Source organism: Alteromonas sp. ABE4_545, from assembly GCF_056161325.1.
On sequence record NZ_JBSWYY010000006.1, the window covers coordinates 124,010 to 136,297 of the forward strand.

The 12,288-nt window shown below is 46.2% G+C and carries 10 protein-coding genes; 5 read left to right on the forward strand and 5 right to left on the reverse strand.

Going from position 1 to position 12,288, the window contains the following annotated elements; all coding sequences use genetic code 11:
* A complete protein-coding gene (locus ACXAH6_RS08180; protein ID WP_474876167.1) occupies positions 1-738 on the forward strand; it encodes a hypothetical protein in 738 nt (245 codons plus the stop codon).
* Between the two features lie 6 nt (positions 739-744).
* Here ACXAH6_RS08180 and ACXAH6_RS08185 read toward each other — a convergent pair whose 3' ends face one another.
* Together ACXAH6_RS08185 and metK are read right to left on the reverse strand one after the other, a co-directional pair.
* The gene (locus ACXAH6_RS08185) at positions 745-1,242 is read right to left on the reverse strand and encodes a hypothetical protein (protein ID WP_474876168.1); all 498 of its coding nucleotides are present in this window, start codon (positions 1,240-1,242) and stop codon (positions 745-747) included.
* A 180-nt stretch (positions 1,243-1,422) separates the two neighbouring features.
* Positions 1,423-2,568 (reverse strand): methionine adenosyltransferase, encoded by a 1,146-nt coding sequence (gene metK / locus ACXAH6_RS08190; protein ID WP_474876169.1) that lies wholly within the window; start codon positions 2,566-2,568, stop codon positions 1,423-1,425.
* Positions 2,569-3,289: 721 nt separating this feature from the next.
* Between metK and epd the strand changes: the two genes are divergently transcribed.
* The 4 genes from epd to ACXAH6_RS08210 all read left to right on the forward strand — a co-directional run bounded on the left by epd (position 3,290) and on the right by ACXAH6_RS08210 (position 7,961).
* Entirely contained in the window at positions 3,290-4,300 is a 1,011-nt protein-coding gene (epd, locus tag ACXAH6_RS08195) for an erythrose-4-phosphate dehydrogenase (protein WP_474876170.1), read from the forward strand.
* Positions 4,301-4,330: 30 nt separating this feature from the next.
* Positions 4,331-5,506 (forward strand): phosphoglycerate kinase, encoded by a 1,176-nt coding sequence (locus ACXAH6_RS08200; RefSeq protein WP_474876171.1) that lies wholly within the window; start codon positions 4,331-4,333, stop codon positions 5,504-5,506.
* A 133-nt stretch (positions 5,507-5,639) separates the two neighbouring features.
* Positions 5,640-6,539, forward strand: coding sequence for a fructose bisphosphate aldolase (locus tag ACXAH6_RS08205; protein WP_474876172.1), 900 nt, complete (start codon positions 5,640-5,642; stop codon positions 6,537-6,539).
* Between the two features lie 246 nt (positions 6,540-6,785).
* Positions 6,786-7,961 carry a GGDEF domain-containing protein gene (locus ACXAH6_RS08210; RefSeq protein ID WP_474876173.1) on the forward strand — a complete coding sequence of 392 codons (1,176 nt, stop codon included), beginning with the start codon at positions 6,786-6,788 and terminating at the stop codon, positions 7,959-7,961.
* A 2-nt stretch (positions 7,962-7,963) separates the two neighbouring features.
* On the opposite strand, the gene ppx is transcribed toward ACXAH6_RS08210, so the two are convergent.
* The 3 genes from ppx to ACXAH6_RS08225 form a co-directional block, all read right to left on the reverse strand.
* The gene (ppx, locus tag ACXAH6_RS08215) at positions 7,964-9,514 is read right to left on the reverse strand and encodes an exopolyphosphatase (RefSeq protein WP_474876174.1); all 1,551 of its coding nucleotides are present in this window, start codon (positions 9,512-9,514) and stop codon (positions 7,964-7,966) included.
* Positions 9,511-11,583, reverse strand: coding sequence for a polyphosphate kinase 1 (gene ppk1 / locus ACXAH6_RS08220; protein WP_474876175.1), 2,073 nt, complete (start codon positions 11,581-11,583; stop codon positions 9,511-9,513). Before ppk1 ends, ppx begins: the two co-directional genes overlap by 4 nt.
* Before the next feature lie 90 nt (positions 11,584-11,673).
* Positions 11,674-12,180, reverse strand: a complete 507-nt coding sequence (locus ACXAH6_RS08225; RefSeq protein ID WP_474876176.1) for a glycine cleavage system transcriptional repressor — start codon at positions 12,178-12,180, stop codon at positions 11,674-11,676.
* Positions 12,181-12,288: the final 108 nt, after the last annotated feature.

The window sequence follows — 12,288 nt, forward strand, 5'->3', positions numbered from 1 at the left end:
ATGCAATGGATCCACCAGAGTTTAATTTATCTTCACATTTTGTTCGGCAGTATGTCATTACTGTTGTTTTGGATACCGACGTTGACCAAAAAAGGCGGGTTAGACCATATCAAATTTGGGCACTATTACGCCAAAGTAATGTATGCCGTAGCGGGCTCTGGTGCATTGATGTCGCTTATGGTGATGACTATGCCGACGGTGATTAAACCTGAGTATTTTGAAGGCGATGTGAATGTAGAGGGCACGATAGCGCGCATTCAGCTATTTTGGGGTTACCTCTTACATTTGAGCTTAATTATTTTCATTAGTGTTAGACATGGGCTTGCCGTGTTGTCTACCACGCAGAGCCAAAATTTACGTCGCTGGCACTATCGTTTGCCTTTGGTGTTGTGTGTGATGTCGGGCATTTTTTATTTATCGATTGGCCTAGCTAACCAACAGGTCTTGTTTATCGTGTTTGGTGTATTGGGGATCATGATTGCCGTGGGCATGCTGCGTTACACTGCAAAGTCTCTAAATACAAAAGCCGACCAAATTAAAGAACACTTGGGCGCAATGATTGGGTCGGGTATTGGCTCGCACACCGCTTTTTTTGCTTTTGGTGCACGCAGTTTATTGGCCGATTTTGGTTATTGGCAACTGGTTGTGTGGGTTTTGCCTGGTGTGGTTGGTGCGGTTTCAATTTACGTGATGTCTAAGCGATATTCACCTCAGTCGGAATCTGAAAATCTGCGGTGATGATGATTAGAATTTATAGTGAACGCCCATCACTAAGGCGTTCACTGTGGTTTCGCCTTGGCTTCGATACTCATACTCAATGATAAAACGATTAGACTCGCCGAGTCGCCACCCAATACTGGCTGCCACTGCCTCATCTTCGAGGGGGTAAATCCAAAGCGTGGTTTGCGTTGTATCGAAGCTGCTTGCGCCTAAACTGGCATATACCCATTGTGGGGTGTCGAGGGGCAATGCGCGACTTGCTGATATACGGATAGACTCCATACTTAACAAGGGCTGTAACGGGGTGAGTGTTTCAGAGCTGGTGGGTTGTAGCTGGCCTAAATCGACATCAAAGCGCCAAGTCGGCATCACGTCGGTTTGAAAAAACAGGGTTTGCTGGCGAAACGCTGCCGCCCCTTCAGAAACGCCAGGGTTAACGATAATAGACGGACTGTTAGCCCACGCATTTGTTACCGCCGCGCAGACAAGCAGCATCACGAGCCGAATGATGAGCGTTGTCATAGTTGAGTGTGTTGGGGTGTTTTATTTAACTATAGTCAACAAGACGCCATTGACTAGTAACACCGACAAAAAAATTCCTAGTACTTTCGGTGTGTGGTGCGTTACTTGGCACTTAAATTGGAGCATAAATAACAAAAAAGCACATCCGAGGATGTGCTTTTAGAGAAGCTGGAGCGAAAGTTATACTGACGCTTTAAGTGCTTCGGCTTTGTCTGTGGCTTCCCAAGGGAACGCTTCGCGACCAAAGTGGCCGTATGCCGCAGTGGGCTGGTAAATAGGGCGCTCTAGGTCAAGCATTTGAATGAGGCCGTATGGGCGTAGGTCGAAATGCTCACGTACCAAGGCTACCAAAGTCGCATTATCAACAATACCTGTACCGAAGGTTTCTACGTTGATTGACGTTGGCTCTGCCACACCAATGGCGTAAGACACTTGGATCTCACAGCGTTTGGCTAAGCCTGCTGCAACAATGTTTTTCGCTACATAGCGGCCTGCGTAAGCGGCTGAACGGTCAACTTTTGATGGATCTTTACCTGAAAAAGCTCCACCGCCGTGACGTGCCATACCACCGTAGGTATCAACAATGATTTTACGACCTGTCAGGCCGCAATCACCCATTGGACCGCCGATAACGAATCGGCCTGTGGGGTTAATGTGAAATTGGGTTTTGGCATCTAGCCACTCTGCTGGAAGTACTGGCTTGATGATTTCTTCCATTACGGCTTCACGCACGGTTTCTGTGCTGACTGAATCGCAATGTTGCGTCGACAATACAACGGCATCAATGCCGACTGGTTTGTCGTTCTCGTACTTGAATGTCACCTGACTTTTGGCATCGGGGCGTAACCAATCGAGCTTGCCTGACTTACGTACTTCGGCTTGGCGTTGTACTAAGCGATGAGAATAGGTGATGGGTGCTGGCATGAGCACGTCGGTTTCGTCACTGGCGTAACCGAACATTAGGCCTTGGTCACCGGCGCCTTGTTCTTCTGGGCGTGAGCGGTCAACACCTTGGTTGATATCGGGTGACTGTTTACCGATGGCGTTCAATACGGCACATGAGTCTGCGTCAAAGCCCATGTCTGAATGGGTGTAACCTATTTCACGTACGGTTTTACGGGTTAGTTCTTCGATGTCTACCCATGCTGATGTGGTTATTTCGCCGCCCACCAATACCATGCCGGTTTTGACGTACGTTTCACATGCTACACGTGCGTGAGCATCTTGCTCTAGGATCGCATCCAGTACGGCATCTGAAATCTGATCGGCAATTTTATCCGGGTGGCCTTCAGATACTGACTCTGAAGTGAATAAGTGCGTTGACATAAGGTCTCCATAACTGTTGGTGGCCGGTTAATTGGCAAAGTCTTGTCACTTTGTTGTCATATTGTAGCGTGTTTTATTTTTTATACCAGTCTTTACTTCTAGACGTCTAAATGATGTTGTGTTGCGATTGGTTTACACGTTTTGATGTGTTTCTAGCATCTTAGTGGGTTTCTCCGTCGTTTGCTTCGTAGCCCGTTCGCTTGGCGGTAACAGTGTGCATCAGAAACGCGCTGTAAACCCAGTCCCTGGGCGCTCGGGTTGCCGCATCCCTGCGGCAAACGGTTTCTGATGCACACTGCCACCGCTTATCGCTCTCTTAGTTCTGTGTGGATTTAAGCTTTTGTGCTTTTAAGGAAAGAGAATCAGGCTCGAATACAACACTTCAGTAGGGATTATCTTCGGTATAAAACCTTCGGCTGCATGGATGCAGCCGCAGAGCCTATAGGGATATATTTACGGCGTGTTTTCATACCGAAGATAATCGCTACGGTGTGCATCGGAGACATCCACTGTGGTATCCGGCTTGGCGCTCTAACTTTAGGCATCCTACCGCGTTTCTTTGGCGTTAACCGCGCATATTTCACTGACTGTGAAAATGTAAACGGTTGCAATTCAGAAACACGTTGCACTACCCGACGCTCTGGGTGAAAATAACGCCATAGCTTAGGTTTGCTGGTTTCACAGGCAAACAATCGCATTTCACAGATAAGTAGCGGGATACATGGTAAGAGTTGCCATCAATGGCTTTGGGCGAATTGGTCGTAATGTGCTGCGAGCACTCTACGAAACTGGGCGAAACCAAGCCATTCAGGTTGTCGCTATTAATGAAATTGCAAAGCCCGAAGGCATTGCACACCTGCTCAAATACGACACCTCTCATGGACGCTTCGCTTATGACGTAGCGTTACAAAACAATCAATTAGTTGTAGCCGGAGAGCCAATCGCGCTCTTTTCCAGTACCGATATTACCGCATTGCCGTGGGGCGAGTTAGCCGTTGATATAGTACTCGAATGTACCGGTGTACACGCAGACCGAGCTAGTGGTGAAGCCCATTTGAAAGCAGGGGCGAAAAAGGTCTTGTATTCCCAGCCAGGCGACCCCGATCTCGATAATACAATTATCTATGGCAGTAACGACGATACACTTAAAGCAAGTGATAAACTGGTTTCCAATGGCTCGTGTACAACCAATTGTATCGTACCCGTTATTCAAACCCTCGATAATGCTTTTGGGGTACTCAGCGGCACAATTACCACTATTCATTCATCGATGCACGACCAGCAAGTGATAGATGCGTATCACGATGACTTGCGCCGCACACGCGCTGCGAGTCAATCTATTATCCCCGTTGATACGCGGTTAGCGCGAGGCATCGAGCGTATTCTGCCTAAGTTTGCTGGAAAGTTTGAAGCGATTGCTGTGCGCGTTCCAACGATTAATGTAACCGCTATGGATTTGAGCGTAACCTTAGATGCGCAAGTAACCATAGCAGAAGTTAATCAAGCGCTAAAATGTGCCAGAGAAGGGCGCTTACAAGGTATTTTAGGCTACACCGAAGAGCCGTTAGTGTCGGTCGATTTTAATCACGACCCGCATTCTTGCATCGTCGACGGCACGCAAACACGAGTCAGTCACAAGCAACTCGTAAAAACACTAGTGTGGTGTGACAACGAATGGGGCTTTGCGAATCGCATGCTCGACACCACATTGGCGATGTATCAAACCGGATAACTCATTACACACACAATAAGGGAAATAATCATGGCAATTCCAAGTATGTTGGATATCGAACTTAGCGGTAAACGCGTTCTCATTCGTCAAGATCTCAATGTGCCAGTTAAAAACGGTAAAGTCACTTCAGATGCACGTATCAAAGCATCTATTCCTACTATTAAAGCCGCACTAGCCGCTGGCGCAGCAGTGATGGTGATGTCGCACTTGGGCCGCCCGACAGAAGGTGAGCCGGCTGACGAGTTTTCACTACAGCCTGTTGTTGACTACTTAAATGAGGCGCTGGATGTGCCTGTGTCATTGGTCAAAGACTACCTCAACGGCGTTGAAGTTGCTGCTGGTGAACTAGTGATTCTTGAAAACGTTCGCTTTAACAAGGGCGAAAAGAAAGATGACGAGACATTATCGCAACAGTACGCAGCACTTTGTGACGTATTCGTCATGGATGCGTTTGGAACGGCGCACCGCGCTCAAGCGTCAACTCACGGTGTGGCAAAGTTTGCTCCGCAAGCAGTAGCAGGCCCATTGTTAGCAGCCGAACTCGACGCGCTAGCTAAAGCATTAGACAACCCAGCTCGCCCAATGGTAGCGATTGTGGGTGGCTCAAAAGTGTCGACCAAATTAACGGTATTGAAATCGTTAGCTGACAAAGTTGACCAACTTATTGTGGGCGGCGGTATTGCTAATACCTTTATTGCCGCACAAGGTCACGATGTAGGTAAGTCGTTGGTTGAAATGGATTTGGTTGACGAATCTAAGCGTTTGATTGCCCAAGCACAAGCAAACGGTGGCGACATTCCTGTACCTACAGATGTTGTTGTGGGAACTGAATTCTCTGAAACGACACCAGCTACGTTAAAACCTGTTGCTGAGATTGCAACTGACGATATGGTGTTTGATATTGGTCCTGACTCTATTGCCGTATTAGAAGAGATTTTGAAGAAGGCCGGTACCATTGTTTGGAATGGTCCAGTGGGCGTTTTTGAATTTGAACAGTTCTCATCTGGAACAAAAGCTATTGCGCAAGCAATTGCACAGAGCGATGCATTCTCTATTGCAGGTGGTGGTGATACACTAGCAGCCGTTGATAAGTATGAGATTGCCGACAAAGTATCGTACATCTCTACTGGTGGTGGCGCGTTCTTGGAATTCCTTGAAGGCAAAACCCTGCCAGCCGTAGCTATATTAGAAGAAAAAAACAGCTAAGGCCTAGGCTAAATACAATTTGACGTGCCGGTAAAATAAGCCAACCGGCACAATACTCTAAAAGTTTTACTATAAATACCAACCCTACGCCCGCTTGGTAACAAGTGGAATAATAAACTAAGGAGTGTTGCACATGGCATCACAGGCACAGCAAGCTATGCTTGATAAGATCATCACGCAGAGCGGCTTTATTGCTGCTTTGGATCAGAGTGGTGGTAGTACCCCAAAAGCGTTAAAGCTTTACGGGGTAGAGGAGAGCGCCTATAGCACTGATGAAGAGATGTTTGATCTTGTTCATCAAATGCGTACGCGCATTATTACCAGTGAGCCATTTAACGGCGATCGTGTTCTCGGCGCAATTTTGTTTGAAAACACACTGGATAGGGAAATCGAAGGCATGTCTTCTGCGCATTTCTTGTGGCAGAAAAAACGCGTAGTTCCGTTTTTAAAAGTTGATAAAGGCTTAGAAGCGGAAGCGGACGGCGTGCAAGTTATGAAGCCCATCGCAAACTTAGAAGCGCTACTTGCGAAAGCAAATGCACAAGACGTATTTGGAACAAAAATGCGTTCTGTGGTGAAGCTTGCAAATGCTGACGGGATTCGCGCGGTAGTCGCGCAGCAATTTGAAGTAGGTAAAGTCATTATTGCGGCAGGACTCGTACCCATTATCGAGCCAGAGGTTGATATTAACAGCCCTGAAAAAGCCGAGGCCGAAGCGTTACTTAAATTAGAAATTTTGGCACAGTTGAATTTACTCAACGATGACCAAAAAGTGATGCTTAAGCTGACTATTCCAACTCAAACTAACTTCTATAAAGAACTTGTTGATCACCCTAAAGTGATCAAAGTCGTTGCTTTATCCGGTGGCTACAGCCGTGAAGATGCAAACGCTAAACTGGCCGAAAACCAAGGCATGATAGCGAGCTTTTCTCGTGCGTTAACCGAAGGGGTGTCTGCGCAGCAGTCTGATGCTGAATTTGCAGCAACACTGGATACAGCAATAGAAAGCATCTATCAGGCGTCTAAAGCCTAATCAATGTTGTTTGTACTGAGGCCACGTGATTGTGGCCTTTTTTCTATGTGCTACCAGGTGCACTGGCGATAGAGAGTAAACCAAGTTCGACGACTGAATCAAAAGCGTAATTTTTAAACACTGATGTAGCAAAATTGTAAATGCTACACTATACTGCTGCGCGAATAACATAAGAACTATAGGCTTTAGTGCTAAGCGCCAATTGACACGGAGTTTGTGCCATCACGCGCATATTAAGGGATACATGTGGCTTCGCATGAAATAATTCTGAGCCAGTCGATCATAATGGGGCTGGTGGCGTTGGTGGGTATTGTTTTTACGTTTGCTTTACCTACACCGAATAATTCGCAAAAGGCACAGTCGACGGCGTTTGCTCGACTTTATCTTTTTGCAATGTGGTTGGTGCAAGTTGCAACAACCATGAAATACCTCAATGTTGCTGTGCTTTATGGGCTAGGGTTTTACCTTTTCGCTTTGCTCAGCGCCTATATGCTAATGATGACCGTGATTAAACGTTACGGTATGTCTTTAACGTCTCAACAATTCCTGTACTGCATTAGTCATGCGAGTATTGTGCTTGCGATAACCCAGTACTACTACTGGGTAGATGACATGCCAGTAGTCAGGAATCTCGTTTTACTACTGAATTGCGCTGTTCCTGTGTTTGTTGCCCGGCAATGTATTAAGCCTCGATTACGCAACAGCAATCAGGGCGATGTGATGCTTTACACGGCGTTACACATAGCGCTGGTTGTGGTGTTGGGAGCTTCTGTTGTGTATGGGCTGTTTGAGCACTGGGATGCAGAATGGTACAACATGATCAGCTTCGGCTTAATATTGATATTAATGATGCTATTTATGTTGGCGTTTTCTGTGAGTGTGGTGCATTCCTTGGTTCATCGCTTACATTATCAGCTTAATACCGACCCGCTCACGGGGGCTAAAAACCGACATTTTTTCTATGAAGTGGCGCCACGACTTAGTATGCGTACTCATCAACATCATCAGCGTTTGTCTGTAGTCGCCTGTGACATTGATCACTTTAAGCGCATTAATGATGAATATGGTCATGTAGTGGGCGACAAAGCACTGAAGCGATTCAGCCAAATTATTCAACAAGAGCTACGCAGTGAAGATACGCTGATCCGAATGGGCGGAGAGGAGTTCTTAGTGTTGTCTCCGAACTGCAATTTGGAACAAGTCACCCTGATGGCAGAGCGGTTACGCGAAAAAATCAGTCATACGGTGCTAGAGTGTGAAAATCATCTTATTGAAGTGACGGCTTCGTTTGGTGTGGTGGAAATTGATGAAAGCAGTGATATTTTTGCTGGGATCAAAAGTGCCGATGATGCATTGATCAAAGCTAAAAATAGAGGCCGTAATCAAGTTGTGCAGGTGCGCCATCTTTCATCAGTGAAATAGCCTTAGGCCACTTCACTTTCTGATAGGCCTTCAATATTAAGCGTTAGATCTAGGGTCGACCAATATTGTTGCTCACGAAGTAAGTCGGCAGAAATAATGGGTTTGGTTGCTAACCAGCCTTCCGGGAAGCTGAGTGTTAGCGCGCTTTTTTTCACGGTTACAGCAATGTCAGGTACGAACTCATTTTGCCGCTTAATGTTGAGCAGCACGCCCAATCGCAACAAGGCCAGCATTTGAAATACCGTTGAATTGCTAAATTGGTAAAATTCAGGAATGTCGGCCGAGCGAATTTTCTTGCGGTGAAAACGCACTAATGTTGCGAGTAAGCTTTGTTCTTCCTGAGTGAATCCCGGCATATCCAAATGCTGCAGAATATAGGCTGAATGCCGTTGTACACCGCGGGAATTAATTTGCAGCCCCACTTCGTGTAACAATGCTGACCAGCCTAGCATACTGCGACAGTCCTGATTTGACAGCTTCCAAGTTGACGCACATTCATCAAATAAAAACAGTGACGTACGCAACACACGTTGTGCATGCTCTGTGTCTACATCGTAGCGCTGTGCAAGACTCATGGCGGTGCGCTCACGTATGTCTGCGTGATTTAACTCATCTTCCATTTGATACAGCACCCCTTCGCGCAGGGCGGCAGTTGAAAATGTGAGTTCTTCAATTTTAAGAGATTCAAAAATGCCAATTAAGATCGCTAACCCACCGGGGATCACTGCTCGGCGATCTTCACTGATCGCAGAATGAGTAAGTTTGTCGATATGCCCGGCTTCAACAAATTGCTTCATCAAACCTTTGAGTGCTTTCAAGGTTACGGGTTGCTCGTGGGGGGTGTCGTCAGACTGGCATAAGGCATAAAGTGTTTTAATGGTTCCCGACGTACCGATACAGCGGGTCCAGCCTAACCGTTGGTATTTGTCGGCGATCATTTCAAGCTCTTGCTCAGCCGCGGTGATCGCGCGTTGGAAAGCCTTGGCTTTTAGTTCGCCATTGGGGAAAAAACGCTGCGTGTAACTCACGCAGCCCATTTGCAAACTGCGGCAAATTTTGGCATCGAAGCCTTCACCTATGACAAATTCGGTAGAGCCTCCACCAATATCAGTGACTAAACGCTGCCCTTCATCATGGTTGGTGTGGGCCACGCCTGAATAAATTAAGCGCGCTTCTTCCGGCCCCGAAATGACTTCGATGGGGTAGGGTAACACGCCGCGTGCCGCGTAGATAAACTGATGGGCGTTGCGGGCGCGACGCAAGGTATGGGTAGCAACAATGCGTACAGAGTCTGGCTCAAACCCTTTTAAACTCTCAGCAACAACACGCAGTGACTCTAAACCGCGTTCAATGGCTTCATCAGACAGGATATTGTTGTCGTCTAACCCTTCTGCCAAGCGTACTTTTTGTTTTACCCGGTGAAGTATTTGTACTGAGCCCGCGACGATGCGGGCTATCACGAGGTGGAAGCTGTTAGAGCCAATATCCAGTGCAGCTACTTTACTGCTGTCTCGGGTTTCTACACTGGCGAAGGCTGAGGTTTCTGGGCTCATTTATCGTTTTCACATTTAATTAAGTAGTCGTAGACTTCGTGTTGAGAGCGGAGCTTCTTACGATTGCCACGTTTTACATAACGGTTTACCTGATCTTTGTCGATAACGCGAGCCTTTAATGTGTCACGGAACTGAATTTCCATAATATCGACGATTTTTTTCTGCAGAGCGCGGTCGTATATTGGGCAACCTACCTCTATGCGGTTGTCCATATTACGCGTCATCCAGTCCGCAGAGGAAATATATACTTTGCGATCGCCGCCCCCTTCAAAAATCATCACGCGTGGGTGCTCTAGAAAACGGTCGACAACAGAAATGATTTCGATGTTTTCACTGATGCCTTTTAACCCAGGTACAAGTGAACACATACCCCGAACGATACCGCGAATTTTGACTCCTGCCTGGCTCGCTCGATAGAGGTCATCGATCAATTCTTTGTCATCTAAATTGTTAATTTTAAACGTGATCCGTGCGTCGTGCCCTTCTTTTAAATACTGAATTTCTTGACGGATCAAAGATTGTATTTTGGTTCGCGCGTTCAGTGGTGAAATTTGCAAGTGCTGAAATTTGTAGCGGCGATATGGGTATGAAATCAAATCGAATACGTTCACCGCTTCATTCGCTAAATCTTGGTTGCGCGTAAACAAACTGAAATCGGTATAAATTTTCGCTGTTTTCTCGTTAAAGTTACCTGTGCCAAAGTGTGCATAGTGAACTAGATTGCCTCGTTCTTCTCGACTTACAATACACAACTTACTGTGGATTTTAAGCGTAGGTACGCCAAGTACCACACGAATCCCTGCGTCTGTCATTCGTTTAGACCATTCAATATTGGCCTCTTCGTCAAATCGCGCACGTAGTTCTACAACCACAGTCACTTTTTTTCCGTTGTCGACGGCGTCGATTAATGAGTTCACGATACGAGAATTACTTGCCACCCGATAAATATTTATGCGAATGGTTTTTACGCTTGGGTCGAACGCCGCTTGGCGAACAAACTCGGTAAAGTGTATAAAGCGGTGATACGGGTAGTACAACAAGATATCGTGAGCAGTGATGGCTTCGAATACTGTGTTGTAGCTTGAAAAATCTTTGGTGTTGATAGCCGGTAATGGCGGGTTTTCCAAGTAGTCGCGCCCCACATTGGGGAAGCCGATAAAGTCTTTAAAGTTGCGGTAATGCCCGGCTGCGTGCATGGTGTCGAGGTTGGTGATTTTTAGACGTTTCCGCAAGTCTTGCACCATGTCTTTTGCCATCGCAGTGTCGTAGATCACGCGTACAGGTTCAGCAATAAGACGCTGCTTCATACTCTCCGACATTTTTTCAACGTAACTTTCGTCAATCTCGTCGTTAATCGAGTATTCGGCGTCTCGCGTCATTTTGAATGAAAATGCCTCGAGTTCATCAAACTTAATAAAGCCGCGAAAAATATCTTCTAAACACAGTTTAATAATATCGTCGAGCAATACGATGTGTTTGTTTTTACGACTTTTCTGCGGCGGAATTTGGACGAAACGCGACATTTCATTGGTCGGCACCTGAATGGCGGCGAACTTGGGGTTTTTACCCTCTCGACGAATGGCAACGTAAAGATAAACGGCGGTTCCATTGAGGCGACTCAACAAATCTGTTTTGTTGTCGATCAGTACTGGTGCAATATGACGCAGCACTTTGTTGACAAAAAAGTTGCGCAGCCAGTTGCGTTGGTAATCATCAAACTGATCTACAGACAATATGTAAATATTGTAACGGGCTAATGCTTTAACAACATCTTTGTGAATTTCGTCAAACTTCTGCGACAAGGTAACGACTTTGCGCTGAATATCGGCGAGCAGCTCTATTTTTTGCTCCGCTTCTTCGTCGTTACCGTCGTTCTGTGCGATGGTAATGAGGCGTTTTACGTCGGCGACTCTGACGCGGAAATATTCGTCAAGATTGTTGGAGTAAATACCAAGAAATCGTATGCGTTCAACCGCAGGGTTATTCTTGTCGGCGGCTTCTTGCAAAACTCTTTCGTTAAACGCTAGCCAACTGATTTCTTTGGGGTAATAAAGCTCGTTTGGTTCCATTATGACCTATCGTAATACCAGATATAAAAAGTGCCAAGTATGCCAACTATTAATGACATACCGATGACATTTGGGGCTTGCGCCCCTTCATTACAGGTGAGTGTTAATGTCGACAACCAGATCGTTGGCAACATCTTCTAAAGCACTTTGTAGCTCGTCGACGTCGAATCCCTCAGGCACAGAGATGACCGCTTTTGCTTTAAACATCAAGCTACCCCAATTGGGGGCGCTTTCGCAATGAGAATCAAAGGTTTGTATGTTTAAATTAAAGCGATTTAACGTGCTGGTGAGTTCTTGCACAATACCGGGCTTGTCATTGCCCATAACTTCTATCGCCAATGAGGCTGATGCGCCAGATGCATTGTCTCCGACAGATACAGAGTGAACGGTTAACCCGTCGATGCGGTTTAAGCTGTCGATTAATGTTGGATGGTTATCCTCTGGCACTAACACTTCCAAGAAACCAGCAAATTGACCTGCCATATGGGCAAAACTGCTACTCTGCCAATTCCCCCCTGATTGATAAACAGATTTAGCGAGCGTGTCCACCAGTCCGGGTTTGTCATTACCAATAATGGTCATTACGAGAGGCTTCATTCTATTACTCCTAGTCCTTTTGACTTTTTCTGCTGACTATTAGGCAAAGATAACTATAGACAGGTTCAGGAAAAGTTTTCGCTTGATCTTAAGTTAACACAACTTAAA